This is a genomic window from Tumebacillus lipolyticus (genome assembly GCF_042682745.1).
Classification (GTDB): Bacteria; Bacillota; Bacilli; order Tumebacillales; family Tumebacillaceae; genus Tumebacillus_A; species Tumebacillus_A lipolyticus.
Map to the genome: position 1 here is coordinate 430,500 of NZ_JBHUIO010000002.1, position 26,952 is coordinate 457,451.

Consider the following 26,952-nt stretch of genomic DNA (forward strand, 5'->3'; position numbering starts at 1 on the left):
GCCAAGCACCCTGCCCAGAAGGCAAGGGTGCTTGTGTTACCATACCGTCTTTCGAGTTCCGTCCGGAAGCTTGTCCCGACGAACGATCGTATTTGGCGCATCGTGATGCTGCCATTCAAAATGGTCGCGCGTCTGCTCGCGGCGCGCATCGTCCATCAGACGACCACAGCGGCAGCAGCGATCATTTCTCACATCATTTTCTTCGTAGCAATCTGTGCACTTGATGATCATGCGTTGCCTCCCAGTTCGAATCGCTCTCCGTTCAACTCATAGGAGGCGGTCAAGCTTGCGTTCAACGAGGCGGACGCCGAGCAGTATTTCTCATTGGAGAGATGGATCGCTCGCTCCACCTTGTCCCGCGTCAGGTCGGGGCCTTTTAACACGTAATGAATATGTATGTTGGTAAAGCGCTGGGGCATTTCTTCCGCTCGTGACCCTGACAGTTCCATGCGGAATTCATCGATGGTCAGCCGACCTTTTTCCAAGATCATCACCACATCGATCCCCGAACAGCCGCCAAGTCCCATCAATAGCATTTCCATCGGACGCGGGCCCGTATCCTCGCCGCCCACTTCCGCCTTCGCATCCATCGTGACCGGGTGACCAGAGCCGCCAATCGCTTCGAATTTGCGTTTTCCCTGCCATTCAATGTTTACGTTCACTTCGATCCATCCTTTCTATCAAAAGGTGGGGCTGCGCCCCCAAAACTTACCTCTCCCAATTGTACAGCACTGTACGCATTTTGGAAACGATCTTTCAGAATCTGTTCGATCAACCAGAGATCGAGATGCACCCGCCCTTTTTGTTTAAAGTGGTGGTTGATCGACCAGACGATGACCAGGATCGACAGGATGGCGACGATCAGCCAGTGCAGCGAGTCATGCGGAAAATAACGATTGACCTGGCTGCCAAAGATCAAGAAGACGATCGGCGTCGTCGAGGCGAGCAGCGGGATGTTCCCGAGCATGTGTTGTCGGCGGGTCAACTCCGCTCGAATCACCGCCAACTCCTCTTCGTCCTTCATCAGGTAGTAGCGTCGTACTTTTTTTACCATCCCCGCATGTCGTCGATAATATCTGTCGAGCATTCGGGCGCGCGTCTCCGTACTTTTCAAGCCCACCTGCACTCCCTTTCCGCCCTTGCATTTGAAGTTAGTCTATACGTCTCCCCTCATTTCATGTACCATTACCGTATAGATTTCTCAGTTCGAGGAGGAAGTTCATTGCAGACGTTTTTGCTGATTATCTCCTACCCGATTCTGCTGCTTTCGCTCGTCTCCTTTTGGCAAACGATCCGCCAGAAGCCTGAAGGCTTCTTTCACGATTTGGAGCGAGCAGGTATGGGCAATGGGATCAGACAGGTCATCTACGGCATCACCGGAGTCTACTTGCTCTACGTGCTGACCGCGATGAACCATGTGCGCCCGCTTTCTTGGTACGGCTGGATCGTCATCTTCGAGTCGCTGCTCTTTTTGTTGTCGCTGCGAGGCGATCTGACAAAGGGGCTATTGATCGGCTGGTATCGCCGCGGCCCAGGTCTCTACATCTCATCGGTGCTCAACACCCTCTTCCCCCTCACCGCCATCTATTTGCTACAGTTTTCCTGAGGACAGACCGGCAAGTTCCCGCACTTCGACCAGTTTCGCGCCACCATTTCACGCCTCACACAAAAGACAAAAGAGCGCAAAGCCCCTTCACAGGCTTTGCGCTCTTTTCAATTGGACATCCGCTCTATTGAACATCCGCACGATTCGACCAGCGAACGCGAGCAGACATTGCTCAACTCTGCTCTTCCTCGACGGGAAGCTCCCAATGACAGACCACACGGTCCTTGCCGATCCGCTTGGCAAACGTTTCTGCCTGATCCGCCTTCTCAAAGAGATCGAGCGCATCGACCGGTTGATCCATATCGAAGGAAGCCACCCCGATCGAGGCGGTGATCTGATAGCGATCACCTTCGATCGGAATGTTGCGCAGGTTGTTCAGCACGCGCTCCGCTACGATCCGAGCGGCAGCGCCGTTCGTGTTCGGCAGGATCACGATCAGCTCTTCCCCACCGAAGCGACCGACGATGTCAACGTTGCGCACCGATCGCTGCAACGTCTTCGCCACCATGCGCAACACGCGGTCTCCTTCATTGTGCCCAAAGCGGTTGTTGATCGAGGAGAAGTTATCCAAGTCGATCATCAGGAAGGAGAGATCGACACCGTATCGTTTGACCTTGATAAACTCTTCAGATAATCGCTTCATAAAGTAATTGCGCTGATAGAGTCCCGTCAGGTTGTCGGTGATCATCACCTCGTACATGATCGCATTTTCGACGTTTGAGGAGACCAGTTGGGCCAGCGAGTTGATAAATCGTTTGTCGCGCAAAGAGAACGGCGTTTGCAAACTCAATTTTTCCAACACCATTACGGCGATCACCTGCTGGTCATGCGCAAACACCGGCATGCCGTACAGATAGGAGCTGCGGCTTTCTCGCTCTGTCGGCTGCTCCGACTCAAGCACTTTTGCCCACATCTCCTCCACTTCCAGATTGGCAGATAGCACCATCTGCAGCTGTTCGTTGAGGTGGATGCGCTCGATCCGTTCCGCTCCGAGTTTGACCCAGAGATGAATGTTGTCGAACAGGAGGTTCTCAAAGATGACGGCCGCCAAGTTCTCGCAGACCGTCTTGACCATGATCGACGAGGAGACGCGACGAACCGCATCGAGCAAAATTTCATTGTCGGTCAGCGTATCGATCAGCTCTTGGCGCTCATCGACCATCTTGCCCGACCATGCGCTCAGCTCCTCAACGCCAGAGTCGATCGTCTCCCCCAGTTCTGGGGATGTTCGCACCACATCTTGTCGCATGTTGTCGATGATCAGCTCTGCCTGTTCGACCAGCTCTCGATTGGTCTGACGCATCAGATAGTCCACATGCCCCAGCCGCGATTGCTGGTTGAGCTTGCGGAAGCCCATCAACGCTCGTTTGTAGTTCAAGTTGGCCTCGACAAACTGCTGTACCTGTTGGTGCAGACGACCGAGATAAAAATGGGCGAGCGGCAGATAGCCGATATAGCCAGTGTTGTGAATCAACTTTTGCACCATCAGCGCGACTTGCAGCCCTTCTTCACTGCGATTCGTTTTCATAAAGGCGATCACGAGCAGCAGATAGCGCTTGATCCTGACTTCTGTCGGGACGTCCTGCTCAAGAATCAGCTTGCTAAACTCCTCGATCACCTGCTCTTGACGCTCGGTGATCACATAGTAGCGGGCGCGCAGCAGCTGATGTTCACAAGTGAATCCTCTGAGCTCACAGATGCGCTCCACAATCGGCCACATCCGAGCACACCTGTTGAACTTGCCCAGTGCGAGCGCCGTGCGGAAGCGATAGATGAAGGCAAAGGCTCGCATCTTCTTCTGCCCCTGTTTCTTCGAAACGCGTGCCAGCGTGTCGATGACCCGATCCGCCTGTTCATATTCCTCGATAAAGAGAAAATGTTCAATCTCATTGCGCAACAAGCTCGTCTCATCGTCAGGAAACACCGCGCGACAGATCTCGCGCGCCTTTTCGATATAGCGCTGAGAATGGTACATATCGCCGAGCAATCGATAGGTCTCGACCAGGTTGACATACGCCATCCCCTCCAGCATCCGATTGCCCAGGTCTGCCGCCAGATTGGCAGCTTCCAAATAGTAATCTTTCGCTCGGAGCGGGTCTGTCTCTTGGAAACCGCTCGCCATGCTGTTGTAGATGCTGATCAACAGTTGGCGATTGTTGGTGTGCTCTGCGAGCGATGCTGCCTCGTGCAGGTAGCAGGACCGCTCCTCCCACGAGATGCCCGGCACGTACATCAAGAGCAGTTGCAAGTTGTACAGCCAAGAGATGTAATGTCTCGTCTTGATCGCCTCGCGCAGTCGGTGACCGTTCTCCTGCTGATAGCGAACCATCGCTCTGATCGCTTCGTAATCGCCGAGCGCTTCGTTCTCGTAAATGCCGACGACGACCATCGTGTACAACCTGTCTTGCTCCGACAGCTCCTCTTTGCCGATCTGTTCCCTTAACAGCGGGATAAAAGGCTCGATGCCTTGGAAATTCCCGATGTTGACATAGAGGAGCATCAGCGTCAACAGGACGTGCACCGATCCGGTCCGCTCATATAGATCGGTGATCACATTTGTCGCATCATCTAACAGCCCGAGCAGGCGTAAAATTTTCGCTCGAAACGCGTACAGCGCATTGGGGCATTCCCGATGCGGCAAGCGGTCATAGAGCTCGATCGCCTTTTTGATCTGCGTGTCCGCTTCTGCAAACAGCCCCCGCTGATACCAGCGTCTGCCGCCGATGATGTTCAGATAGATCGCCTGCTCCCACTCTTGACCTGCCTCAAAATGATGAGCCACCTCGATATAGGAGGTGGAGCCCACTTCCAGCAGGCGCTTGGCCAGCGTGCGATGCATCTCCTGGCGTCGATCTGAAGGGATCGTTCTGACGATATGATCTTTGATGTTGTTCGAGGTAAACCCATACAGGTTGTGCATCTGCCAGATCAGACCCTGCTCCTCCAACTGGTGTAGAACAGGCAACAAGTCCTGCGTCTTTTCAAAGCCGACCGCCCGCGCGGCAGCTTCGACGACGATCGAACCTTTAAACAGCGACAGCACCTGACAGACCTCTTTCGCATCGGGAGGCAACGCCTGCAGTCGGTAGAGGATCAGCGATTCCATCGAATGTGGGATCTCAAACTTATCGACCTGATCGGGCACCATCCGCCACACGTAGCGCTCCTGATAGATCTGCTTGGTGTCAGCCAGATATTCGATCAGTTGAAACACCTGTTCCAGCGAACCGCGGCTGTGATAATTGAGCCACTGGATCAGTTCGTCGCTCAAAAAGTCGGCGCTCCCAAATCGGGATAGCACCGCTTCCCTCATCTGCCCAAGCGGGAGCGGCTCCAGATGCAACTGCTCTTGAAACAGCGTTTGCAACGCCTGAGATTGCGCTTGCGCCACCCCGACAAACCCGATCGTCAGATGCTCCTGGGCCAGCAGGCGTTTGAAAAACTGAATCGACTCCCCATCGAGCAGGTGAGCATCGTACAGCTCAAACACCATCGGCTCACCGTATGCGTCCAAAATTTCTGTAAAAAATTCGAAGAGCAGATTCTCCCGCTCTTGCACCTTCGCCTCGGCAACGCTCTCCGCAGTCAGCATGTCCCTGTATTCGAACGCGACGCGCGGCAACACGCTGCTCAACCGATTGACATACATGCGCCCGAGCCGGTCCAACTTCGGTACGGCAAAGCAGAGCATGAACAGCTTCATCACCAGCACTTCGACCGCACCGAACGGCGTTTCGCGCACCGTCGCCGAGAGCACAGACAGATTGTGCATGTAGCGTCCCGACACTTCGTAGATCAAGCGCTTCCTTCCGACTCCGAGCTGTCCGGTGATCAGCAGCGACTGGCTCGATCCGATGATCAAACCCTCGTAATAGTCGGACAATGCCCGCACCTCGTCTTCGCGACCGGTAAATTCTGCGGAGAACAGATGCTGGGAACCGAACGTCTGCTCATCGGCATGGCAGATCGAATCGTGACGCCCTAACGTGCGCGTCAGCTCATCGATGATCTGTCCGATCCATTGAAAGCGCTTGCTCGGTTTGCGATTGATCATCTTGAGCACCAAACGATCAAGATGCGGTGGCAGATGCTCATTGTACTTGGAGGGCGGGAAGATCGTACCGTCCCCTTCCTCGTCAAACGGAAAGCGACCTGTCAGCACCAGATAGAAAAGCACACCGAGGTTATAAAGGTCCGTTCGCGCATCGAGCGGACTCATCGTCATCGTTTCCGGAGCAAAAAACTGAAGGGCATCATGTGTGCCGCACGCGTTGTATAAGGACAAGGGCAAGTCTGTGAGCATCGTCAGCAGGCGCACGCTGCCATCCGGCTGTACCAACACATATTCGGGTGCGATCCCACCATGCCACATCGTTCGCTTGTGAAGGGACGCGATCGCAATGCACAGCTCGCGCAACACGTCCAGCACGACGGGAAGCGGCTTGCCTTTCGTGTAGGTCAGAAGCGGTTGCTCCCCCTCCTGCCACTCATACGCAACATAGCTGCCACCCTCTGCGGAGAAGACATCCTGCACACGAACCATCGGTAAGTCTTGCTCTTGAAACAAGCTAGACCGCAGTGCAATTTGATCATGACCAATGAAGGACACCACATGAGGTGCCAATCGCAAGAGCCGAACTCGCTCATCCTTCTCCTGATTTAATCCTGCAAAGATCTCCCCAAAATAGGGACATACACCAAGTTGCTCCACAATGGTATAGCGGGTGTCTGTCAATTTATGCAGGGTCTCCGTCATGGAACGTCACATCCATTCTGCCGATACAGTTCTACTAGATTAATCTTAACACAAAAATTAATAAAAGTCATACCTCTGGACCGGAAGTTTATAGAATACAACTCGATTTTCCACTATTTTTCTGACCCTTCTCCGAAAATGTACCTATTTGGACACAAGTTATCAAAAAATCAAGTGTACGTATTTCTTTTTTGTCATGGTAAAATGGGTAGGTAGAAGAAAGGAGTGTGAACTATGAGCTTACGTGGTATCGGCATTGTACTCGTCCTGTTCGTATTGGGCATCGCATTTAGCGGCTTCGCTGCATACTCTGCAGACACCTTCCAACATAAGGAAGAAAAAGCAATCGACGCTGAAAAGCTCGTTGCGCAAAACTGCGCCTCCTGCCATGGCAAGGATCTGAAAGGAACGGAAACCGCTCCGAACCTGCATGAGAAAGGTCAAAAGCTGTCAGCGGAGACGATCGCACAGATCATCACTGACGGTGTAGCACCGAACATGCCGCCATATGCGGGTGGCAACTTGAAAGACCATGCAGAAATTAGTGCAGTAGCTCAATACATTACTAATCTCGATAAATAATCGACAATCGGATTCTTGCGACTTTCGCTTGAATCCTTTTTGTTTGGTGAAAAAAGACTGTCCTTCACGGACAGTCTTTTTCTGCTCTCAATTGCTACATCAGGAGTATATATGGTAGCTCATTTAAATACAGTATACCGAAAATTTAAGAAGTGCCTCCCTGTCCCCGTTTTTTTGGTGGGGCTCTCTCTTTGGAAATTGAAGTTGAATCCAATCCCGTTTCCTACTTCATTCTACGTTCTAATCAGCAGAATGTAAATAGTTATTCGATATCCCGTTCAAAATTTTTGCATGTAAATAACGCGACATATTTCGATGTATTTCGACAAACGAAATCGTCGTAAGACATCCTCATCTGCACATATGGATGAGTAAAACTACTGCCGCTGATAGAAGAACGTGTCGTAGGTCGAGAACTGAAAAGTTTGAGGATTGAAGATCTGTTCGGTGCTTCCGACGAACAACACTCCTCCAGGTCGCAACGCGTCCGAAAACTTTTGATACAATTTGTCCTTCGCATCCTCGGTGAAATAGATGATCACATTGCGACAGACGATCAGATCAAAGTCCGATTCGAACTTGTCCTCAAGCAGATTGTGCTTCTTAAACGTAACACAGCGCTTAACAGCATCGGAAATCGCAAACAGGTGGTTCCCCGCATCGGTGAAGTATTTGCGCTTGAAATCGTCCGGCACAAAGTGCAGGGATCGCTCCGAATAGAGCCCTTGCTTCGCTCTGGCGATCACACTTTCATCGAGGTCGGTGGCCAACACTTGAATGTCGGCGTAGGGCAGTAACTGATTGAGCAACATCACCAGCGTATATGGCTCCTCCCCTGTCGAGCAGGCAGCACTCCAAACTTTGACCCGCTTTTTCTGCTTCAACAGCTCTGGGAGCACGCGATCGCGCACGACGTCCCAACGATTCGGGTTGCGGAAAAACTCGGAGACGTTGATCGTCATGCGGTCGAGAAATTCACTGAACAGCGCATCTTCCTTCTTCAACGCTTGAAAATAGGTTGCAAAATCTGGATAGCCTCGCTTGTCGCGCAATGCGGTCAAACGGCGCTGCATCTGAGGCCGCTTGTATTTTCGGAGATCGATTTTCGTATAGTTATAAATATTTTCCATAAAGAGATCAAAATCATCGACGAGCGGCAAGGCTAGTACCTCCTCATAACCTTCATGTTAATCGGAGTAATATTCGCTTTGCCCCCCAAAAGTCCTGCTGTGGACACAAAATTGCCAAAAGGGGGAATCGCCATGAAACTCGGTTTGGCGCTGGGCGGAGGTACCCTGCGCGGTACCGCTCATATCGGCGTTCTGGAAGTGCTCAGCGAAGCGGGCATCAAGCCTGACATGATCGCCGGAACATCTGCCGGCGCGGTGGTGGCCTCCTTATACGCCCACGGGCTCGCTCCGAGCACGCTCAAGCGGCTGGCAAAAAGCTTTAAAGGTCGTGAGCTGATCGATTGGACGACCAGCGCGTTCGACGTGTTGAAGCTGATCGCCCGCCTTCCCTTTCATTATGCGGGCCTCGCAAAAAATTGGGATCGCCTGCTCCCCCAGGGGCTGATCAGAGGATCGAATTTTGAGCGATACCTCAATCAACTGTTCAGCTTGCCCCCTGCGCACCAAAAAATTCCGCTTTTCATCACCGCGGTGGACATCGTCACTGCCGAATCGGTGCTCTTTACCGACTATGCGAGATTTCGAAGCTACGCGCCGGAAGGATACGTCTACCTCCCGATCGAGGACAGAGGTGCCTGTGTCCGCGCTTCCTGCTCGCTGCCCGGCCTGTTCACACCGCGCGTGATCGACGGACGCTCGCTGGTCGATGGCGCTGTCCGCACGAACATCCCCGCCGAAGTGCTCATCCATGCCGGTTGCGACAAAGTGATTGTGGTCGACCTCCACGAAACGGAGATGAAACATGTGACGAAAGCGCCGAAAACTTTTTTCGATGTGTTTATGCGCAGCCTCGACATCATGCAAGATGAGATCATCTCGTTGCAGTTGATGGATGAAAACGTATTCGCCATCAAACCGATGATGAAAAACGTCACCTTCACCTCGTTTGACAAGATCGACTACTGCATCGAGCAAGGGCGCAAAGCAACGCTTGCCAAAATCGAAGAGCTCAAAGAGTATCTCAGACCTCGACATTAAAAAGCCCGCCTCCCTGACAGGAAGCGGGCTTTCGCATGTTGCCGATTAGATCCACTTGTTGATCGCTTTTTCGTAAGCGAGCGTTTCGCCGCCGAACCAAAGATCGATCTCGCGCTTTGCATTCTCCGGGGAGTCGGAACCGTGGATGATGTTCATGCCGACGGAGATTGCAAAATCGTTGCGGATGGTGCCCGGTGCAGCGTTTGCCGGGTTAGTAGCACCCATCATCGCACGAGCGGTGGTGATCACGCTCTCACCTTCCCAGATCATGCCGAATACCGGGGAGGATGTGATAAAGTCGACCAGTTCACCGAAGAACGGCTTGTCGGACAGTTCTGCATAGTGGGACTCTGCCAGTTCACGCGGAACTTGGATCAGCTTTGCGTTCACAAGTTTGAAGCCTTTCTTTTCGAAACGAGCAACGATTTCACCGATCAGACCGCGTTGTACGCCGTCCGGTTTTACCATGAGGAAAGTTTGTTCAACTGCCATTGGTTCAGACACTCCTTTATGTACACATTACAATCCTTGTCCATTTTACCAAGCTCATTGGCGAGACGCAAGTCGCAGAGTAAAACTGATACAAAAACGAACGCGATCGGTCAATGATCGCGTTCGTTGATAAAATGGGCAATACCTTCTAGCTTTCCACGCGCATCGATCATCGGCAACTCGCGCAGAGCGGACAGACACTTCTCCATGTAGCGGTCTGCCATCTGCCGCGCATATTCGATTCCGCCGGACGCTTTGACGATTCGAACCGCTTCCGCAAGCTCTGCCTGGGACATGTCGCGATGAATCAAGCTGCGCAACCGCAGTCCGTCTGGCGAATTGTGCAAGGCGTACAGAACTGGCAGCGTCAGATTGCCTTGGCGCAGGTCGGAGCCGACCGGCTTGCCAAGCTTTTTCGGCGTCGAGGTCAGATCGAGGATGTCGTCGATGATCTGAAACGCCATCCCCGCATAATAGCCGTAGCGCTCCAGCAGGCGCACCACCTGCGGCGAGCAGTCTGCCACCATCGCCCCCATCGTGCAAGAGATCGAAAGCAGCAGAGCCGTTTTGCGCTTGATCCGGCGCAGATAGGTGCGCAGGTTTTGATCTTTGTTATAGAAATCTCGAATCTGCTCGATCTCCCCTTCACACATGGAGACGATCGCCTTGGAAAGAAGTTGATGGACCCGTACATCTGAGAACTCTGAAAGGAGGACGAGGGCGCGGGCAAAGATGAAATCGCCTGTGTACATCGCCATCCGATCGCCCCACTCAGCCTTGACCGTGGGGGTCCCTCGCCGCGTGGAAGCGTCGTCGATCACATCGTCGTGGACGAGCGACGCCATGTGAATCAGCTCAAGCGCTGCGGCGACCTGGGCCATTTTGGTAACGTCATAGCGACCAAACTTCCCTGCGAGCAAAACGAAGACAGGACGAATCCGCTTGCCGCCCGCTTTCAGAAGATGGGAGGATGCTTTCTTCAGGTTGTATTGGGAAGTGTGCACCTCATCGAGAAGCCGACGCTCCACCAAGTCAAGATCCGATTTGAGCGAAAAATAGATGTCCAGCAACTTCATTCAAAATCCACCTTAGAAAATGTTCAGAATGTTGTATTGCGTATCGCGTTGAGCCGGGGTGCGCCCTGCATCGCGAATCAGACGGATCAATCCATCTTTGTTGATCCGGTTGTGTGCGCCTGCAGCTGCGACAACGTTTTCCTCGATCATCGTCGATCCCATGTCATTGCAACCAAACTCCAGTGCCAACTGACCGATCTTCGGCCCCATCGTCACCCACGAGGATTGGAAATTGCGAATGTTGTCCACCATCAGGCGAGAGATCGCGAGGTTTTTCAAAAATTCAACAGCGGTCGCACGAGTGCCTTTAAGCGCCGTGTTGTCCGGCTGATAAACCCAAGAGATAAATGCGGTAAATCGGCCGGTCAGATCTTGCTGTTCGCGGACGCGCACAAAGTGCAGCAAACGCTCCTCCACCGATTCACCAAAGCCAATGACCATCGTCGCGGTCGTGTTCATCCCCTGACGCTGAGCAGCGTCGTGGACTTCCATCCATTTGGTCCAAGACTCTTTCAGCTTGGAGATGCGCAGGCGCGTGCGATCATCCAAGATCTCCGCCCCGCCGCCTGGCAGCGAATCGAGCCCCGCTTCGCGGAGTTGCTTGATCACCTCGTCGAGCGGCAGTCCGGACACTTCGACCATCTTCAAAATCTCTGCCGCTGAGAACGAGTGCATCGTGATATCAAAGCGGGATTTGATCTTTCGCAGCAGATCGAGATAGTAAGAGAACGGCAGATTCGGGTGCGTACCACCTTGCATCAAGATCTCCGTCCCCCCGAGGTCGATCGTCTCCTGAATCTTATCGAAGATCACCTCATCGCTGAGCACATACGCATCAGCATCTCGCTCTGTCCGATAGAAGGCGCAAAAGCGACAGTAGGTATCGCAGATGTTCGTGTAGTTGATGTTTCGGTTGATGACAAACGTCCCCAAGTTATCTGGAACGTGCTTTTGCATCACCTGCTTGGCTGCAGCGCCCAGTTTGATCAGATCGTTCGAATCATACAGGATCTTACCTTCTTCTAAAGAGAGGCGTTCCCCTTGTAGCGCTTTATCGATCACTTCATCCACTTTGGTCGTTTTTGTGTTTACAAAACTCATTCCTCGTCACCCCACAGTTCCACCTTGGCCGGTTTTGGAATCAATCCGTGGCGATAGGCCGCATCAAAATATGCATTGGCGCCAACCGCCCACTCTTCGTCCAGATCATAACGTAGTTTATTGAAATAGTTGCGCCAGAACTCCTCCGTCTGACCGAGCATGCGAGTTGCCTCGGCGATGACAGCGTCCATATCGGCCAACCCCTTGCGCTTCCCTTCGAGGAAAAAGCGGTGGATCTTCCGCACCTTTTCCGGATTCTCGCGGACCAGTCGCTTCGGAATCGCACAGAGAGCGAACGTCATCGAATGGCCGGTGCGCACATTCCACTCTTCTCCTAGATCGTACAGGTGACATCCATGATCCTGAACCGACCAGTAGAGCGCATCATCTGCGATCAGCAGAGCCGCTTCCGCCTGTTCTAACATCGAGGGCAGATCGGGCTCTAGCGTTACGTATTTTGACGGTGTGATCCCAGCCTCAGCAAGCAGGATTCGCAACAGGTTGGAACTGGAGGCGGAGATGGTCGGCAATGCTACCACACAGCCGTTCAATTCCTCCAAAGGGCGCTTGGAGAAAAAGAAGATGGAGCCGACCGGTCCACGCGATGAGACGGACAGTCCGCGCAAAGCGACATAATCATCAGCATTGTAGGCATAGGCGAACGAAGAGCATAGCCCCGCGTCCACCGTACCGTCTGCAAGCCAAGCGTTCAGTTCGCTCGGTGCACCCGGCAGAAATTCGATCTCAGGGTCAGATCTGTCGAGAAAATGACAGATCGGCAATGCATTGGTGAACTTGATATGACCGATCCGCACATGCGTTCGAGACAAGGGGTCTGCGACCTGCAGCGCGCCGTTCGCCTTGGTTTCCACTAGAGTACGGGAAGCTCCTCAGCTTGCGGTTGTTTCTTCGTGTCGTCAAGGTGCGAAAAGTCGGTGTTGACGACATTGTACAGCGTATCGCGTTCAACCGGTGTGCGACCCGCCTCTCGAATCAATTTCACCAGATCTGCTTTTGTCATTCCCTGAGATGTCTGCGCGCCTGCAGCATGATAGATCTTCTCTTCGACAACGTTGCCGTCGAGATCGTCCGCGCCAAACCAAAGTGCGGTCTGCGCCAACTTGTCGCCAACTTGCATCCAGTACGTTTTGATATGGTCGATATTGTCGAGCATCAGGCGAGCGACGGCGACCACTTTCAGATCATCAAAGCCTGTCGACCAGTTCAGATGCGGATATTTTTTGATCAACTCGGTGTTGTCCGGATGCCACGACAGCGGGATGAACGTTTGGAAGCCACCCGTTCTGTCCTGGACGTCGCGCAGACGAACCATGTGGTCGATGCGATCTTCGATCGATTCCACGTGGTTGTAAAGCATCGTCGAGTTGGTGCGCAAACCTTTTTGATGTGCGACCTCATGAACTTCCAACCAGCGGTCACCGCTCGTCTTGTGATCGCAGATGATCGAGCGCGGTTGATCTGCAAAGATCTCTGCACCGCCGCCCGGCATCGAATCGAGACCTGCTGCGATCAGCCTGTCGAGCACCTCTTCGATCGACAGCTTGTTGACGCGGGTAAAATGGTCGATCTCCACGCCCGTAAATGCTTTCACATGCAGGTTGGGCCGCTTCTTCTTCACCGCGCGCAAGATGTTCTCATAATAATCCAAGCGCAGCGCCGGATTGTTGCCGCCGACGATGTGCACTTCGGTCGCGTCATCTGTGATCATGTCCACGCGATGCTCAACCTCTTCGATCGTCATCGTATAGGCGGCCGGGTCTTTCATGCGGACGCCAAACGCGCAGAAGTCACACAGAGTCTGGCAGATGTTGGTCGGGTTGATATGGCGGTTGGTGTTGAAAAACGTCTTGTCACCATGCCTCTTCTCCCGCACGTAGTTGGCCATAAAACCGAGTGATGCGATGTCCACAGAGGACATCAGCTTCACGCCATCCTCGAAGGTCAGACGCTCTTCGCGCTGCACCTTCTCCCAAATTTCTGCAAATGGGTGGTCTTTGGTGATGATTTCCACAATACTTCCCCCCGTCTACTCCTTCTCCCGTTCGCCCCAACGGCGAAACAGAGTATGTTCAACATGCATGGCATCCAGCACTTTGCCGACCACAAAATCGATCAGATCGTTCATCGTCTGTGGGCGATGGTAGAAGCCGGGCATCGCGGGAACGATGCTCGCACCCGCATCGGCAGCTGCCAGCATGTTCTTCAAATGGATTTTATTAAACGGTGTTTCCCGCGGCACGAGCACGAGCGGACGACCTTCCTTGAGATGAGTGTCTGCCGCGCGTTCCAACAGGTTGTCGGAGGAACCGTTGGCAATGGCTGAAAGCGTTCCCATCGAACAGGGAACGACCACCATGCCGGCTGTCAAATGGGAACCGGAAGCGACCGGAGCGCCATAATCTCGGCTGCCGTGAATGTGCAGATCTGCGCTTTCAGGCAGTTCAAAAAGAGACGGGATCGCGCTCAGATCACCATGCTCCACCGGCCAGCCCATCTCAAGGGTGAAAACTTGCCAGACCGATTCGGAGAGCAGCAGATGTACGCGATGCCCCGCCCGGCACAGCTCCTGCACCAGGCGAATCGCATACACCGCACCGCTCGCCCCCGTCATGCCGACCACATATTCCTTACGCATCGGGCGACTCCTCAACATGCGGCTTCTTGCCGATGTGCAGCGCGCAGATGCCCCCGAAGAAATTCCAGACCTTCACATCGGTCATGCCGACCTCTTCCATGATCTTTTTCAGCTCTTGCTGATCTGGGAAGTTGGTCAGCGACTCGGGCAACCACGAATAGGAGATCCCATCGCGGGACGACAGGTTGCCCAACATCGGCAAGACCTTATAAAAATAGAAAAAGTAAAGCGCTCGAAACGGCTTCCAGACCGGCTTCGACAGCTCAAGCGAGACCACTTGCCCGCCCGGCTTGACCACGCGCATCATCTCGGAGAGCACCTTGCGGATGTCCGGGACATTGCGCAGCGCGAAGCCGATCGTCGAGTGTTCGAACGTGTTGTCCTCATAGGGCAATTCCATTGCGTTGCCATAGATCATCGACGTCTGCTTTTCAACGCCCGCTTTTTCGATCTTCGGATAAGAATACTTGAGCATCTCTTGCGAAAAGTCCAATCCGACCACCTTGCCGGTCGGGCCGACCGCTTTCGCCAGCGAGATCGTCCAATCGCCAGTGCCTGCGCACACGTCGATCGCCGACTGACCTGGCTGAATCTGCATGCGCCGCATCGTCACCTTCCGCCAACGCTTGTGAAACCCTGCGCTCAAGACGGAGTTCATCAGATCGTAACGCTTGGCGACGCGTTCGAAGACATAATGAACTTTTTCTTCTTTTGATACAAATTTATCCATTCAGCGTCCCCTCAACCTTCTTCGCAAACTCGCCGTGGGAGAGCATCTGGCGCGAAAAGCTGCTCCAATAGGTTGCGCAACTCTTCGCTTGCGCCATCTGCCACCACCATCTCAGGCTTCGCAAGCGCTGCTGCTGCTTCCAGCAGGGAGAACAGATATGTCGATGTGCCATATTTCACATACAGGGACATAATCCTATTATCCCGCTCATCGCTCGCTTTTATCGCCTTCAGCCACTTCTTTTCTTCGTTGGTCGCCTGTTGCCACAAGGAAAGGTTGGCCGCATGGCGAGTCCATGTAGACGCAGACATCTTCTCAAGCTCAGCCTTGAGCACATGCGCGCGCACCAGATGGCTGACCAACGCCTCCCACTGCGGTTGATGCGGCACCAGCGCCATTCGAAGTGCGTGGAGCAGGGTAGCGTGAATTTTCTCCTGCATCTGAAGGTATCGCTCGACGTCAAGGGTAAAGTCGACCGGAGCGCGGACAAGCTCTGCCTTCACTTCGTTGATCGTTTGAATCGCCAGCGCAAAATGTCCGATCAGTTGGATCTGACCGCTCTCTGCCAGCAAACGATAATATTTGCTCGAATAGTAATCGCCAGCCAATACCCCAAGTTGCCGATGGCGCTCATCAGCATGGCGAGCTAACCACTCGATCTCTTCGTGCACAGCGAGACCGTGGTAGATCAGAAGCAGCGTCGACACGATGACCTCCGTCTCCTTCTTGCTCAAGCCAGCCGCTGTACAGATCGCTTCACTGAGTGTCAGTTGCAACTTATCCGGGGTCGGTTGTTCGATGATTGAAGATAAGTACGGATGATCCATTTCGCCATGAATCTTCGACCGGATGTTCTGCATGCCTGTCTCTTCGATGCGTTGTTGTACCTGCAATCGTTCCATCCCCTACTCAGACTGGCTGCCAAACCCCTATACATAAGAAAAAGGCCCGACCAGCCCTAGGATACAAAGCTACTAAACCAAGTTTAACATGGGCTTTTTCGTCAGGAAATATGAAATTTCCTGCAACAATCTCTAGCCCCTAGTATAGCATACAAAATTCTTCACGGAAGAGAAAAAAAGACGCGGCTAAACCGCGCATCATCTCGATTCCTCAATATTTTCTATCACGTCCAATTTTTGTTGAACGAACGCTTGCACCGCTTGCGAATCTGGCTTGGGTGCATCGATCATATCTTTTCGCTCGGCGATCACAGCAAACGCGACCGCATCGGGCCGCTCATAGGACACGACGCGAACTTCGACCACCTGCTGTTTCGGCACCTCCACCAAAAAGCGATGCGCGATCTTATAGATATCGCCCCAGGGCCGGTTGCGCTCCTGTCGCAGCTTTGCGGCGGGCACCGCCAGACAGACGATCAGCCGCTCATTTTCAGAAACGACCTTTTGCAGATGGCTCCCGAGCTTCAAGCTGCCGAGCTCATCGACGATCTGGTTCATCTTGATCACAGGTACATCTCCGCTCAGATGAGCTTCGAACTGCTCGCCTCCCCACCGTTTGAGCGCTTGCTCAGGCAAAAAGGACAATGCGAGCGCAAGCGCTGTCGAGATGAGGAGTGCTGCGATCAATCCTTTCGACATCTCGCTCTCCTCCTTTTCCCACTACCAAGAGGATATGCAAGTCGGTTGAAAAAAAGACGAGCCCTGTGCCTGTTAGACACCCGCTCGCCCTTTCGTACCTGCTATTATTCAGAATCGGCCTCGCCCGCTACGATCTTGCCGAATTTGGTCCAGATCGTCGCTTTGCCACGGACTTTCACAGCCGAAGTGTGCTCCGTAAATTCGGCGATCATCACTTCACCTTTGTCCAGCTTTTCAGCATGGTGAAACCTCGTGTCTTGACCGCGAGTAAGCCCAATCACCTGTACGCCATTATCTTGTGCTTTAATCACGAAATACTCGTTTGACATTCAATCCCCGCCCTCCAAAACTTCGTATTTTAGTATACCATCACGTGGTAAGAAATTGCAATGTAAATCAAACAAGGCGTTCCGGCTTTCCGAACGCCGCAGCCATTTGAGTTGCGAGCGATCGATCGCTCCGGCACGCAAATGCTGAGCATGATTCGCACGGATGATCGGCGATCGGTTGCCAACAACTACCGCCGATACGAGCGTCTTCAGGCGGCAATTCTATAGTAGAGACGGAAATCGAAAGGAGGCGCACACTATGAGTTCTCTGGATCGTACCGCGTTGACCTTGGTCATCATCGGAGCGCTGAACTGGCTGCTCGTCGGCCTTTTCCAATGGGACTTAGTCGCAGCACTGTTCGGTGGTGAATCATCATGGCTCAGCCGAATCATCTATTCGCTGGTCGGGATTTCCGGTCTGTACTGTCTGTCACTCCTGTTCCGCGGTGGTCGCACGATGACCGATCGCTAACCGTTGCTCATAGCTTGGCTGATGATGTTTTACCGCATTCCTCTTATTGGGGAATGCGGTATTTTTATGCATATTTTTAATAGTATATTAGTTGCATAAATATATGTTTCGTCTATCGTTTTTTATTGATAAAAAACTATTGCAATTTCAAAGAGAAAATTATAAGATTATTACGAAAACAAATATAGGGAGGTTATATGGGTCATGAAAAATCGCAAAACTTTCGTAACAGCAGTAACGACAGCCATCATGTTGACGATGCTTGCTCCACAAGCGATGGCAGAAACTGCACAAGGGGCAGCTGTGGTCGCAACGGTCGACATGAAGTCAGCAGCAGACAGCTTCTTGCAGCAAAGCGCTGGTGAATATGGTTTCAAATCGGATCTTTCCGACCTGAAACATGTGTCGACCACCGACACGAAGGCTGGTTCCTATGTGCGCTATCAGCAGACGGTAGATGGAGCAGATCTGTTCTATCACCAAGTGACCGTCACCTTGGACAGCGCAGGCACTCCCCTCTTGATCACGTCCGACTACGTGCCCAACCTGACCGGTTCGAAAAGCAAAGGCAGACTGTCTGCAAACGAAGCGGAAGGCAAAGCGCTTGGACACAACAAAGTGAAAAAGACGAAAGAGCTGGTCTCTCGCGTCTTCGGGTACACGGTTGAAAACGGCGTTGCCGTTCCGGTTTATAAAGTGACCGCGCTGGATGCTGACACGCATTCCAACTGGGAGACGTTCATCAACGCTGACAACGGTCAGATCGTGAAGAATAAAGACCTGAACCAAAAGGCCAGCGGCACCGGCCAAGTGTTCCTCCCCAATCCGATCGCATCGGCAGGCACCAAAGTTGGTTTTGCTGACAACAACAACGCCGACTCCGCCGCGTTGACAGGCCAGCTGAAGACGGTCACCCTGCTAGGTCTGGACGGCTCGGGCTACCTGAAAGGTGACTACGTCTATGCCAAACAGTCGAGCGCGAACAGCTACTCGGCTACCTATACCTACAACTACACCCGCAGCAGCAAACACTTCGAGAACGTGATGGTGTACTACCATATCGACTCGCTCCAACGCTACATTCAGTCGCTCGGTTTCACGAACATCAACAACCGTCAAATTCTTGTCAACGTCAACGGCACGACGGCTGACAACTCGTTCTACTCGCCGTCGAACAAACAGCTGACCTTCGGCACGGGCGGTGTTGACGATGCGGAAGATGCGGGCATCATCGCACATGAGTACGGCCACTCCATCCAAGACAACCAAGTACCTGGCTTTGGCAGCACGCTGCAGGGCGGCGCGATGGGTGAAGGCTTCGGCGACTACCTCGGCGCGATCTGGGAGGACAAGCTGATCGCTCCTTCCACCTACGGCAACGCATGTGTCGGTGAATGGGATGCGATGTCCTACAACTCGGGCGGCAACCCGCCATGCTTGCGCCGACTGGACAACAACAAAGTCATGCCGGGCAGCTGGTATGGCGAAGTTCATGAAGATGGTGAGATCTGGTCGCAAGGCTTGTACGAGATGGGGAAACAGCTCGGTGTCGATACGGCGACGAAGATCATTCTGCAATCTCACTTCTCCCTCACCTCAAGCTCCGGCTTTAACGCGGGTGCAAAAGCGATCAAAACGGCAGACCAACTGCTCAACGGTGGTGCGAACGCTGCTGTGATCGATGCGATCTGGGCTGCTCGTGGTATCTCCACCCTGTAATCGAACACCGAATCCACAATCCACAAAGACACCTTCTCAGCTTCGGCAGAAGGTGTCTTTTTCTGATCGGTTCCCGCTCATCCATCTGCTAAAATCGCTTGCGCCACCCCGAGAAAGTATTCGGACTCCCTCCTGATATGATGAAGGACCACATTGGCGACCGGAATGCTCTTTAGCGCTGTACTGCCCGCTTCAATCTGATTGAGCAACGAAATGAACGACTGGCTCTGTTGGAAACTGAAGGACGTCAAGTTGATGATCTGCTCTTGCAGCTCTTTTGAAACTCGATGCCCGAGTCGAACGAGCGATTCGATGTACCGCTCAACCTGAGCATGCGTTTGACTGAGCGCATTCTCCCATCGCTCCAACGCTTCGACGAAAGTGCGCTCCAACTGCGGTACCATCTGACGAATGACGACCGTATGTTCCGCCTCTTGCAACTTCCAAAATTGCACTTCGTCCAAAATGCGAAGTGGCATTCGATCTCCGTAAGCAAATTGCATGCGAGACTCACCTCTCCATCGTTCTCTTCCTACGCTATGAGAGAAGTTGAAGCATCGCATCTTGTCACTTCAGATTCAATCCCGACTCGATAAAAATCAGAGCCAGTACCCCAAGTGGGCACCGGCTCCAAGAGCTGCACAAAAATATTACTTCTCAGCAGATCAAACTAGAAGTTGATTCCTAGCTCGATAAAGATCGGATCTGCCGGGTCTAACGCACCACCGCCGGTGATCACGACCTGGCTTGATGTCAGAGTGGCAACACCATTTTCTTGGATCATGCCATTGATGTACAGGTTAAAATAGGCGTAGGTCGGGAAAGCTGTGATCGCATTGCCGCTGTCATCGACAAATGCTGTGGCAAGGATCGTCAAGTCCCCCGCAGCGACCGTCCCGGCAGATGCCAACGCAAAATACTTCTTGCTTTTAAAATTTGGAGGGACAATACTAGCAGGCATCTCTTTCACCTCCTTTCAAGTCGAGAGCGTTCATCAAACGCTCATTTGCGACGAGACTAGAAGTTGATGCCCAGCTGAACGGTGATCGGGTCGCCGCCGTCCAGAACCGCGCCGCCGAGAATTGTCAGCGTGCTGGAGGTCAGCGTAGCAACACCGTTTTGTTGAATCATGCCGTTGATGTACAGCGAATAAAAGGCAAACGACGGGAATGCGGTAATCGCAGTACCTGTGTCATCAACGAAGTCTGCCGCATCAAGCACGAGATCTGCACCTGCCACTGTGCCGCTCGACGCGACTGAAAAATACTTTTTGCTCTTAAAATTGGGAGGAACTATGCTCGCAGCCATTGTCTCACCTCCTTTCAATAATTCGCACCCGATCGAGCGCTTAGCTCAGGATGACAAATTCGATGAAGATCGGATCGCCAGAATCGAGCAATGCTCCACCTGTGATCATGAGCAGCGTAGAATTTACTGCGGCAACACCATTCAATTGGATCATGCCGTTAATATATAGGTTGAAGTAGCTGTACTCGGAGGGAAACGTGCTGATCGGATTCCCCTGATCATCCACGAAGCTCATCGCTGCAAAGATCAGATTCTGGCCTGACACCATACCAGCGGAAGCATGGGCAAAATACTTTTTCGAGGTGAGTGCAGCTGATGGTGGATGGGGAGGTTTTGGCGGGGTTGGAGGTTTGGGGCAACAGCACGTACAAGGAGAATGGCATGTACATTGGCAGCATTTGTTGCAAGGATCTTCACGCTTCAAGCAGAGTTTCGCCTTCTCTAGATGGCGAAGCGCATCGCAAATCTCAGATTCAGCCTTGCCGATTTTGCCTTCCTTCACGTGCTTCTTCGCATCTTTCAATTCATCAATCGCTTGATCGATCAGTTCCGAACAATCCTTCCCATCGGACATTGTTGTCACACACCACCTTTCGAGTCGCACCAGTTCTAGTATTGTATATGTTCTATCGATAAGCATTGGAAGGTACAAATGTGGTAGTGAAACGTTTGTTTTCTGCACATAAAAAAACAGTCTCGATCTGACGAGACTGTTTCCACACTTATTCATATTCGAGCGCCTTCATGTTCAACAATTCGGGGATAGTGACAATTTTATAGTTTTTGGCACGCAGCATCCGAATCATGTCAGGCAGCGAGTTGACCGTGTGTTGAATCTGTTTGGGACCTGCGCTATGCCCTAAGATGATCGCCCCCGGTTTGACCGTTTGATTGACGATGTTCAGGATCTGATCGGGGGAACTTGCGATCCAATCTCTTGTGTCGACCGACCAATCGATCACTTTGTAGTTCATCTTCGTGATCTGAAACACGTTGGCGGTGGTCGCTTCCCCGTAGGGAGGGCGAAACATGTAGGTATGAAATCCGACAATTTTGAAGAGCACATCATCCGTCTTCTGAATTTCCGCGCGGATCTTTTGCGGCGTTGATTTTGTCAGAATCGGATGATCCCACGTGTGATTTCCGATCGAATGACCTTCCGCCACGATTCGCTGAACGATATGCGGGTACATTTTGGAGCGTTTTCCCAGTAGAAAAAAAGTGGCTTTGACATTCTCGCGCTTCAGAATGTCGAGGATCTGAGGGGTGAACTCTAGATCTGGGCCATCGTCAAACGACAGCGCCACCATCTGGGACTTCTCCGACCCGCTGGTAAAAAAAAACCTGCTGGAATGCCTTTCGGTGTGGCGATTGCTGCACTTGCACGCTCATCATGCGACGCACTGTGGAAAAAACAGAGGCTGGAGAGCAAAGTGGACAGAAGGAATAATCTCGATATCTTCAACAGTCTGCCTCCCATTCGATCATTTCAACTTACAGATGCTTATCGATAAACTGCCACCAGAACATCTCCGTTACTCCTTGAAAAACATTCCACGCCGCGCAGATGATGTCCGAAAAAAGCGCCGACACCAGACTCGTCGAAACGGTTGGCATCGGCACCTTCTGATAAATTTGGAAACGAAGAGATCGAGATAGGATCGATGAGACCGCACTTGCAAAGGCATTTCCAAAGGCACTTGCAAAGATCAAATGGAAAAGAGCTGACTCGATTTGCTCAAAAGTACCGTTCTGGTGTAGCCGTTTGATGTCGCCGATTCTTTTCTTGGAGCATTCGACTGGCAGCCGACTGGGAAAACGTCTCCTCTGTGATATACATTGGCTGATAGGCTGCTTCGGTCGTGCCCACCAGGTGAGCAAATGGGCGAAAACCGATCCTCTGATAAAGCCTCAGCTCGCGAGTCGTTCCCGATATGACCGCCATGTCAAAGGCCGCCTCGCGCAGATGCTGTAGCAGGAAATGAAACAGCTCATAAAAAATCTGTCCTTTGCGATATTCCTTTTCGATCGCGAGCAGTCTGATCTCGACCATCTTCCTCGGTCGAAAGGGCAAATGCTGATCGAGGTCTGCTATTTTCTGATCCAAAGAGAAAGGTCTGTGCTCCCGGATTGCCAGCATCGCGACAACTCTCTGTTCATCAAGTGCGATCATATATGTGTTTTGCTCATGGTAGCGATCGATCAGTTTTCGCTGCTCATTCGGAAGGTGCTGAGGGATCTCTTCCACAAACGTTTTATAATTCAAGCGAAAGATCTGTTCCATCTCATCTGCATGGGAAGCAACTTTATAGATCAAACTCAATCGGAATACACTCCTCATCTTTCAAATCCTCTGCGATGTCAGCAAGGAAATAATGTGGTGCTCCAACATCCGGTTACTGTCCATAAATCGAAAATAAGCGGTTCTATTCCGATGACACACAATCCATACTTTACCATTTACCAACTAGCAGTATAGCAATTTATAGAAATGCTGTAAATGACCAATCTGACTCATCATCTTCAATTGATTTCGGCAGACACATGCGAAGACCGATATTTCAAAAATGCCCAGTTTCGTTGCCCAAAGCGATCCGATCAATTCCACTCTGTTTATCATCGTCTGTCCAGCTCAAGCATGCTGAGGCTGTAAAGCGCGTAGAGCAAATCTAGGGTTGTCTATTCATACTATATTTTATTAACGAACATCATCCAAAATGCCTGCCTTTCCTGCTCAAGATCATGTAGAAGGACAAAAAATTGCGAACGATTGATGCGTTCGCAGCCTTTTTATTGAAAGGGGATTTTGGAGCGAGAGATAATGTTGAGAAACAGACTGCTCTCTCGTATCGCAATTCTGACACAGATAGGATAAATCATAGAAAAAATCAGACTGACCAGTAGATGATTCTCTAATGTTGCTGTTCGGAGGAGATAAGAATCGCCACTGATTCTCATCAGAGGTGATAAGGATCGCCTAGAAAAAAAGCTGTCCTTGAGAAACAGGAAGAGTGCCTCCCCAAATGAGCAGGCACTCTATCATCCACCTATCTACTTGATCATTCTGCGCAATTGACAGTTCGTGATCCCTTCAAGCTGATTATGTGCGAGATCAGGATAGGCTCTTCAGCATTTTCTCCAGTTGCTTCACGGCTGGCGTCACCACCGCGAGAAACAGCGACTCTCGCAAGCGGCGCGAAGTGTGGCTCCCCGCGACGTAACCGGCAGCTCCTGCATGAAGCATCTCAGCTTGCGCTGCGTCCATCGCGAGATAGGCACTTTCCAGACGCGCTTCCACCACCTCTCGAAACGAAACTGTCGCGATCGCTGAACGATCGGACAACTGCTCAACGAGATCGGTCAGCCGCTGCAGGCGGTTTTCTAAAGATGTTGGTTGGACCTTGAGGAACTGATTGACCGCGTTCTGCTTGTCCTGCAGATTGTTCATGCTGTCGAGACTCGCGCGAGTTACCCCAAGAGCTAGACCAACCTGCGTCAGTAGAAAGCCTGGGCGAATCTTGGCGATCAACTCGTCCGCCTGCTCGGATACGACGTATTTCTGAGAGAGATGGACATTTTGAAATTGACAGCTGTAGGTGGCCGTCCCGTTCAAGCCGAGGAACCCGTTCGCCTCTTTCAAATTCACTCCCTCAAGATCGGTAGGCACGAGTGCGATTGCCCGTTGATTATCTTCGGTACGAAACACAACGGCAAACCAAGAATGAGGCGCAAGATTCGAGACAAAGGGCAAAGTTCCATGCAGACAGTATCCGGTCGGTGTTTTCTCTCCTACCAGCTTCAGCTCTTCCAACCCAGCGTAAAACTTCATCGCATTTGAAATGCCTGTCCCGCCAAGCACCTCCCCTGTCAGTAAAGAAGAGAGTAGTTCTTGTTTCAACTCATCGCTCGTTCCGTTGCTCACAAAGCTGATCGCAGCAGTCTGGCACCAGACAACAAACGCTGTCGAAACACAGACTGTGGCCACGTCGCGAATGAGCTTTAGATTGTCTGACGGGGATTGGGAGTAGAATCCTTCCTCGCCGAGCAGTCTTAAAAAGTCGCCAGGATATCTACCCAGTTCGTCAATCTCTTTGACTCGTGGGCGAAGATGCTTGTGTAATAGCTCCTGTAATCGTTGGCTCTCGATTGTCATCTCATGCTTCACTCCTAGACTTGCTGATTGATCGATCTTGATGGTAAGAATGTCATTCACATTGCTGATCGTAGGTGTTCAGTAGGAACGATTTTCATATCTTTTTTGGAACTAGCTCAGTTCCGGGGCTCGTCTTGCTCAAACTTCAATGAGACATTTAGATCGACCATAACTACCATCACATAACTGCTATCTATCAAGATGTCATTGGTTTGAAAATAGCACAGAGATTCATTACTCGCTACCTATTTATTCTACACGAGCATCTCGGTCTGGTAGTTGTCACTCCAATAGAAAGCACTCCATTAAGTAGAGTCGAGATCTCCCCCGCTGTCTGTCTACTTAATGGAGTGCGATTATGTGTCAGATCTGAAATGTTTGCGAATCTGCCGGAAAATTCATTGCCGATCAGACGTTATGGTTTGTGAATTTTGGGATCGGCCATCTTGGTCAATATTTTGTACGCTTGAAGCTCAGTTGTGATTTCCTCTGCGAGTGAAGCGAGTGTGAGAGCATCCTTTCCATTGCTGAGGGACGTACTTTCTGGCAGAGATTTAGAGAACTTCCCCTGTTTCATGCCGCTCAGTACATAATTCTGCTCTTCAGGTCTTGCGTTGTCACTGTCATCTTGCTGCAAAAATAAAACGATCTCCTCATCGAGAGCGAAGTCTGGAAAACCTTCCAATCTCCACTCGATGTTGCCAACCTTGCCCTTGTTGATCCGAATCATCACTTCATTTTTATGATAGGGCTGCCCTTTGAATACTTGATCAACTTGCACCCTGACATCGGTCTGCACCACGTTCGAGATATGCTCCCCACGCTCAAAGTTTGGATTCGACCATTTGCTTGGTAAGATCTCCTTTACCTTTCCTGAGAGAATCAATTGTGATTCCCCCACCAACTCTGTTTTCGTTTTTTCTGGTATGATCCAGGAAACGTTCACGATCTTGATTTCATCACCCGCTACAGCATCTACTTGCTTTACTTGGGCCGCAACTGGTACTTTGGTAGGTAATAAGATATAGTATCCGGCTAGAGCGAAAATAAATGAGGTACACACCGCAATGATTGACAACCTCGTTTTCCCCATCGATCGGTCCTCCAAAAAGCTTCTTGTTGTATGTGAGCATTGCGGATATTAAGATTCGATCCTATCCAATTGCTCAGTGTGATCAATAAGCTCTTTCCATTCTCATTCTCAATAGATTTGAACATGCTGTTTTCAATTGCATTGAATACAAGTCGAAAGGGTAGCATTCTCCCTACTGTTTCATTTACTCAACCGACTTGGTGTGTCGACAATTAGGAAAGCGGGAACAACCATAGAACGACTCCCCTTGCCTGTTTTTACGGATGACCATCAAATGACCACATCGACAAATGACTTCTGCTGTTGCCGCTACCTCTTTGCGAACGGAGCGTTGCTTTTTCTTCGTTGGCTTATACTTGCCCCATGCTGCCAATTTCCTCTCCACGATGCCGCCATGCCAATAATCAACATGGAATTGCTCAGCCTCTTTTTTAGCAGGCTCTGTAAGGTCTGATGTTGTAACCAGTAAGGTTAAAATACAATTATGATTTCGCTTTGCTCCAACCAACTCACGCACGGTCTGCACAGGCACTTTGTTGTGATCCGCATAGCGCTTCGCCTGAACTGCTGTTCGCTCCCCTTTTCGGTTGATCAGCACCAGATCAACCCCACCGTCATTTCCACCCACACCTGTTTCCTCAACCTTGTACCCTTGATCGCGGAAGTAAAGTGCGAGGAGCCGTTCAAATTCGAATCCTGAAAGCTCCTGAAGCGGCGTTTTGAGCAGCGTCGCATCCGGACGCACCTCATTCGAAAAAGCGGGCTTTGCCTTTGTTTTCGGCAAACCGTTCCGTTTGCCCGATCGACCTCTTTTCCTCGAACTTTTTGTTGCGCGTTCAAGCAAAATAGAAAGTATAAACATACCACCTACAACCATCCAAAACGTCGACATAAAACTTCTCCTTAATTGTTAGCACACTTTATCTACTAATTCTTCCGAACTTTGAGTTTTCCTTTTTCAGATTGCTCATGACATGATCGATGTGATAGATTCTCGCGCCGCAACCATCCTCGGCCTCTCTAACATCATATCGGGGTTAAATAGTACATCCGCTATGTTCTTCTAACATATCTTTTGCTAAACTGAAAATGAATGTTTTTGTTGATGGT

Annotated in this window: 29 protein-coding genes; 5 read left to right on the forward strand and 24 right to left on the reverse strand. The window is 51.5% G+C overall.

Going from position 1 to position 26,952, the window contains the following annotated elements:
- Positions 1 to 36: 36 nt before the first annotated feature.
- Genes ACFSOY_RS01330 through ACFSOY_RS01340 form a run of 3 tightly spaced genes read right to left on the reverse strand, consistent with a single transcriptional unit; the run spans position 37 to position 1,114 of the window.
- Complete coding sequence (locus ACFSOY_RS01330) at positions 37 to 231, reverse strand: hypothetical protein (RefSeq protein WP_386043575.1); 195 nt, start codon at positions 229 to 231, stop codon at positions 37 to 39.
- The gene (locus tag ACFSOY_RS01335) at positions 228 to 617 is read right to left on the reverse strand and encodes an OsmC family protein (RefSeq protein WP_386044446.1); all 390 of its coding nucleotides are present in this window, start codon (positions 615 to 617) and stop codon (positions 228 to 230) included. The genes ACFSOY_RS01330 and ACFSOY_RS01335 overlap by 4 nt, the downstream gene beginning before the upstream one ends.
- A 41-nt stretch (positions 618 to 658) precedes the next feature.
- The gene (locus ACFSOY_RS01340) at positions 659 to 1,114 is read right to left on the reverse strand and encodes a hypothetical protein (RefSeq protein WP_386043577.1); all 456 of its coding nucleotides are present in this window, start codon (positions 1,112 to 1,114) and stop codon (positions 659 to 661) included.
- 108 nt (positions 1,115 to 1,222) lie between these two features.
- Here ACFSOY_RS01340 and ACFSOY_RS01345 point away from each other — a divergent pair, with 108 nt between their 5' ends.
- Positions 1,223 to 1,606: a hypothetical protein gene (locus ACFSOY_RS01345; protein ID WP_386043579.1), complete on the forward strand. Its 384-nt coding sequence runs from the start codon at positions 1,223 to 1,225 to the stop codon at positions 1,604 to 1,606.
- Positions 1,607 to 1,778: 172 nt separating this feature from the next.
- Here ACFSOY_RS01345 and ACFSOY_RS01350 read toward each other — a convergent pair whose 3' ends face one another.
- The gene (locus tag ACFSOY_RS01350; protein ID WP_386043581.1) at positions 1,779 to 6,149 is read right to left on the reverse strand and encodes a diguanylate cyclase; all 4,371 of its coding nucleotides are present in this window, start codon (positions 6,147 to 6,149) and stop codon (positions 1,779 to 1,781) included.
- A 447-nt stretch (positions 6,150 to 6,596) separates the two neighbouring features.
- On the opposite strand from ACFSOY_RS01350, the gene ACFSOY_RS01355 reads away from it, so the two are divergent.
- Positions 6,597 to 6,944 (forward strand): c-type cytochrome, encoded by a 348-nt coding sequence (locus ACFSOY_RS01355; protein ID WP_386043583.1) that lies wholly within the window; start codon positions 6,597 to 6,599, stop codon positions 6,942 to 6,944.
- A gap of 377 nt (positions 6,945 to 7,321) precedes the next feature.
- Here the strand turns inward: ACFSOY_RS01355 and ACFSOY_RS01360 are convergent, their stop codons facing one another.
- Entirely contained in the window at positions 7,322 to 8,104 is a 783-nt protein-coding gene (locus ACFSOY_RS01360; RefSeq protein WP_386043585.1) for a CheR family methyltransferase, read from the reverse strand.
- 102 nt (positions 8,105 to 8,206) lie between these two features.
- On the opposite strand from ACFSOY_RS01360, the gene ACFSOY_RS01365 reads away from it, so the two are divergent.
- Positions 8,207 to 9,112: a patatin-like phospholipase family protein gene (locus ACFSOY_RS01365; protein ID WP_386043587.1), complete on the forward strand. Its 906-nt coding sequence runs from the start codon at positions 8,207 to 8,209 to the stop codon at positions 9,110 to 9,112.
- 45 nt (positions 9,113 to 9,157) lie between these two features.
- On the opposite strand, the gene ndk is transcribed toward ACFSOY_RS01365, so the two are convergent.
- The 10 genes from ndk to mtrB form a co-directional block, all read right to left on the reverse strand.
- Complete coding sequence (gene ndk / locus ACFSOY_RS01370; RefSeq protein WP_386043589.1) at positions 9,158 to 9,604, reverse strand: nucleoside-diphosphate kinase; 447 nt, start codon at positions 9,602 to 9,604, stop codon at positions 9,158 to 9,160.
- A gap of 110 nt (positions 9,605 to 9,714) precedes the next feature.
- Positions 9,715 to 10,680, reverse strand: a complete 966-nt coding sequence (locus ACFSOY_RS01375) for a polyprenyl synthetase family protein (RefSeq protein WP_386043591.1) — start codon at positions 10,678 to 10,680, stop codon at positions 9,715 to 9,717.
- Between the two features lie 12 nt (positions 10,681 to 10,692).
- Entirely contained in the window at positions 10,693 to 11,781 is a 1,089-nt protein-coding gene (mqnC, locus tag ACFSOY_RS01380; RefSeq protein ID WP_386043593.1) for a cyclic dehypoxanthinyl futalosine synthase, read from the reverse strand.
- Positions 11,778 to 12,653 (reverse strand): menaquinone biosynthetic enzyme MqnA/MqnD family protein, encoded by an 876-nt coding sequence (locus tag ACFSOY_RS01385; protein ID WP_386043595.1) that lies wholly within the window; start codon positions 12,651 to 12,653, stop codon positions 11,778 to 11,780. Before ACFSOY_RS01385 ends, mqnC begins: the two co-directional genes overlap by 4 nt.
- Complete coding sequence (gene mqnE / locus ACFSOY_RS01390; protein ID WP_386043597.1) at positions 12,653 to 13,813, reverse strand: aminofutalosine synthase MqnE; 1,161 nt, start codon at positions 13,811 to 13,813, stop codon at positions 12,653 to 12,655. The genes ACFSOY_RS01385 and mqnE overlap by 1 nt, the downstream gene beginning before the upstream one ends.
- A gap of 15 nt (positions 13,814 to 13,828) precedes the next feature.
- Complete coding sequence (locus ACFSOY_RS01395) at positions 13,829 to 14,437, reverse strand: UbiX family flavin prenyltransferase (protein ID WP_386043599.1); 609 nt, start codon at positions 14,435 to 14,437, stop codon at positions 13,829 to 13,831.
- Entirely contained in the window at positions 14,430 to 15,167 is a 738-nt protein-coding gene (locus tag ACFSOY_RS01400) for a demethylmenaquinone methyltransferase (RefSeq protein WP_386043601.1), read from the reverse strand. Before ACFSOY_RS01400 ends, ACFSOY_RS01395 begins: the two co-directional genes overlap by 8 nt.
- A gap of 11 nt (positions 15,168 to 15,178) precedes the next feature.
- Complete coding sequence (locus ACFSOY_RS01405; protein ID WP_386043603.1) at positions 15,179 to 16,060, reverse strand: heptaprenyl diphosphate synthase component 1; 882 nt, start codon at positions 16,058 to 16,060, stop codon at positions 15,179 to 15,181.
- A 207-nt stretch (positions 16,061 to 16,267) separates the two neighbouring features.
- The gene (locus tag ACFSOY_RS01410) at positions 16,268 to 16,768 is read right to left on the reverse strand and encodes a hypothetical protein (RefSeq protein ID WP_386043605.1); all 501 of its coding nucleotides are present in this window, start codon (positions 16,766 to 16,768) and stop codon (positions 16,268 to 16,270) included.
- Between the two features lie 104 nt (positions 16,769 to 16,872).
- Positions 16,873 to 17,097, reverse strand: coding sequence for a trp RNA-binding attenuation protein MtrB (mtrB, locus tag ACFSOY_RS01415; RefSeq protein WP_386043607.1), 225 nt, complete (start codon positions 17,095 to 17,097; stop codon positions 16,873 to 16,875).
- Between the two features lie 259 nt (positions 17,098 to 17,356).
- On the opposite strand from mtrB, the gene ACFSOY_RS01420 reads away from it, so the two are divergent.
- Positions 17,357 to 17,569: a DUF378 domain-containing protein gene (locus ACFSOY_RS01420; RefSeq protein WP_386043609.1), complete on the forward strand. Its 213-nt coding sequence runs from the start codon at positions 17,357 to 17,359 to the stop codon at positions 17,567 to 17,569.
- Between the two features lie 204 nt (positions 17,570 to 17,773).
- Positions 17,774 to 19,288, forward strand: a complete 1,515-nt coding sequence (locus ACFSOY_RS01425) for a M36 family metallopeptidase (protein ID WP_386043611.1) — start codon at positions 17,774 to 17,776, stop codon at positions 19,286 to 19,288.
- Positions 19,289 to 19,365: 77 nt separating this feature from the next.
- Here the strand turns inward: ACFSOY_RS01425 and ACFSOY_RS01430 are convergent, their stop codons facing one another.
- The 9 genes from ACFSOY_RS01430 to ACFSOY_RS01470 all read right to left on the reverse strand — a co-directional run bounded on the left by ACFSOY_RS01430 (position 19,366) and on the right by ACFSOY_RS01470 (position 26,734).
- Entirely contained in the window at positions 19,366 to 19,791 is a 426-nt protein-coding gene (locus ACFSOY_RS01430; RefSeq protein WP_386043613.1) for a DUF2935 domain-containing protein, read from the reverse strand.
- A 167-nt stretch (positions 19,792 to 19,958) separates the two neighbouring features.
- The gene (locus ACFSOY_RS01435; protein WP_386043615.1) at positions 19,959 to 20,249 is read right to left on the reverse strand and encodes a DUF4183 domain-containing protein; all 291 of its coding nucleotides are present in this window, start codon (positions 20,247 to 20,249) and stop codon (positions 19,959 to 19,961) included.
- Positions 20,250 to 20,305: 56 nt separating this feature from the next.
- Positions 20,306 to 20,596 (reverse strand): DUF4183 domain-containing protein, encoded by a 291-nt coding sequence (locus ACFSOY_RS01440; protein WP_386043617.1) that lies wholly within the window; start codon positions 20,594 to 20,596, stop codon positions 20,306 to 20,308.
- Positions 20,597 to 20,636: 40 nt separating this feature from the next.
- A complete protein-coding gene (locus ACFSOY_RS01445) occupies positions 20,637 to 21,170 on the reverse strand; it encodes a DUF4183 domain-containing protein (protein WP_386043619.1) in 534 nt (177 codons plus the stop codon).
- A 148-nt stretch (positions 21,171 to 21,318) separates the two neighbouring features.
- Positions 21,319 to 21,906, reverse strand: coding sequence for a polysaccharide deacetylase family protein (locus ACFSOY_RS01450; protein WP_386043621.1), 588 nt, complete (start codon positions 21,904 to 21,906; stop codon positions 21,319 to 21,321).
- Between the two features lie 428 nt (positions 21,907 to 22,334).
- Positions 22,335 to 22,919, reverse strand: coding sequence for a GNAT family N-acetyltransferase (locus tag ACFSOY_RS01455; RefSeq protein ID WP_386043623.1), 585 nt, complete (start codon positions 22,917 to 22,919; stop codon positions 22,335 to 22,337).
- 789 nt (positions 22,920 to 23,708) lie between these two features.
- A complete protein-coding gene (locus ACFSOY_RS01460) occupies positions 23,709 to 24,749 on the reverse strand; it encodes an acyl-CoA dehydrogenase (RefSeq protein WP_386043625.1) in 1,041 nt (346 codons plus the stop codon).
- Between the two features lie 415 nt (positions 24,750 to 25,164).
- The gene (locus tag ACFSOY_RS01465; protein ID WP_386043627.1) at positions 25,165 to 25,842 is read right to left on the reverse strand and encodes a hypothetical protein; all 678 of its coding nucleotides are present in this window, start codon (positions 25,840 to 25,842) and stop codon (positions 25,165 to 25,167) included.
- 184 nt (positions 25,843 to 26,026) lie between these two features.
- Positions 26,027 to 26,734: a restriction endonuclease gene (locus tag ACFSOY_RS01470; protein ID WP_386043629.1), complete on the reverse strand. Its 708-nt coding sequence runs from the start codon at positions 26,732 to 26,734 to the stop codon at positions 26,027 to 26,029.
- Positions 26,735 to 26,952: the final 218 nt, after the last annotated feature.

Excerpts from the sequence above, each read along its gene's own strand:
- ACFSOY_RS01470 (WP_386043629.1), bottom strand. The coding sequence starts at position 26,734 with ATGTCGACGTTTTGGATGGTTGTAGGTGGTATGTTTATACTTTCTATT.
- mqnC (WP_386043593.1), bottom strand. The coding sequence starts at position 11,781 with ATGAGTTTTGTAAACACAAAAACGACCAAAGTGGATGAAGTGATCGAT.
- ACFSOY_RS01460 (WP_386043625.1), bottom strand. The coding sequence starts at position 24,749 with ATGACAATCGAGAGCCAACGATTACAGGAGCTATTACACAAGCATCTT.
- ACFSOY_RS01445 (WP_386043619.1), bottom strand. The coding sequence starts at position 21,170 with ATGTCCGATGGGAAGGATTGTTCGGAACTGATCGATCAAGCGATTGAT.
- ACFSOY_RS01410 (WP_386043605.1), bottom strand. The coding sequence starts at position 16,768 with ATGTCGAAAGGATTGATCGCAGCACTCCTCATCTCGACAGCGCTTGCG.
- mtrB (WP_386043607.1), bottom strand. The coding sequence starts at position 17,097 with ATGTCAAACGAGTATTTCGTGATTAAAGCACAAGATAATGGCGTACAG.
- ACFSOY_RS01355 (WP_386043583.1), top strand. The coding sequence starts at position 6,597 with ATGAGCTTACGTGGTATCGGCATTGTACTCGTCCTGTTCGTATTGGGC.
- ACFSOY_RS01330 (WP_386043575.1), bottom strand. The coding sequence starts at position 231 with ATGATCATCAAGTGCACAGATTGCTACGAAGAAAATGATGTGAGAAAT.
- ACFSOY_RS01375 (WP_386043591.1), bottom strand. The coding sequence starts at position 10,680 with ATGAAGTTGCTGGACATCTATTTTTCGCTCAAATCGGATCTTGACTTG.
- ACFSOY_RS01400 (WP_386043601.1), bottom strand. The coding sequence starts at position 15,167 with ATGGATAAATTTGTATCAAAAGAAGAAAAAGTTCATTATGTCTTCGAA.
- ACFSOY_RS01425 (WP_386043611.1), top strand. The coding sequence starts at position 17,774 with ATGAAAAATCGCAAAACTTTCGTAACAGCAGTAACGACAGCCATCATG.
- ACFSOY_RS01450 (WP_386043621.1), bottom strand. The coding sequence starts at position 21,906 with ATGGTGGCGCTGTCGTTTGACGATGGCCCAGATCTAGAGTTCACCCCT.
- ACFSOY_RS01395 (WP_386043599.1), bottom strand. The coding sequence starts at position 14,437 with ATGCGTAAGGAATATGTGGTCGGCATGACGGGGGCGAGCGGTGCGGTG.
- ACFSOY_RS01430 (WP_386043613.1), bottom strand. The coding sequence starts at position 19,791 with ATGCAATTTGCTTACGGAGATCGAATGCCACTTCGCATTTTGGACGAA.
- ACFSOY_RS01365 (WP_386043587.1), top strand. The coding sequence starts at position 8,207 with ATGAAACTCGGTTTGGCGCTGGGCGGAGGTACCCTGCGCGGTACCGCT.
- ACFSOY_RS01350 (WP_386043581.1), bottom strand. The coding sequence starts at position 6,149 with ATGGTTCGTGTGCAGGATGTCTTCTCCGCAGAGGGTGGCAGCTATGTT.
- ndk (WP_386043589.1), bottom strand. The coding sequence starts at position 9,604 with ATGGCAGTTGAACAAACTTTCCTCATGGTAAAACCGGACGGCGTACAA.
- ACFSOY_RS01465 (WP_386043627.1), bottom strand. The coding sequence starts at position 25,842 with ATGGGGAAAACGAGGTTGTCAATCATTGCGGTGTGTACCTCATTTATT.
- ACFSOY_RS01440 (WP_386043617.1), bottom strand. The coding sequence starts at position 20,596 with ATGGCTGCGAGCATAGTTCCTCCCAATTTTAAGAGCAAAAAGTATTTT.
- ACFSOY_RS01420 (WP_386043609.1), top strand. The coding sequence starts at position 17,357 with ATGAGTTCTCTGGATCGTACCGCGTTGACCTTGGTCATCATCGGAGCG.
- ACFSOY_RS01435 (WP_386043615.1), bottom strand. The coding sequence starts at position 20,249 with ATGCCTGCTAGTATTGTCCCTCCAAATTTTAAAAGCAAGAAGTATTTT.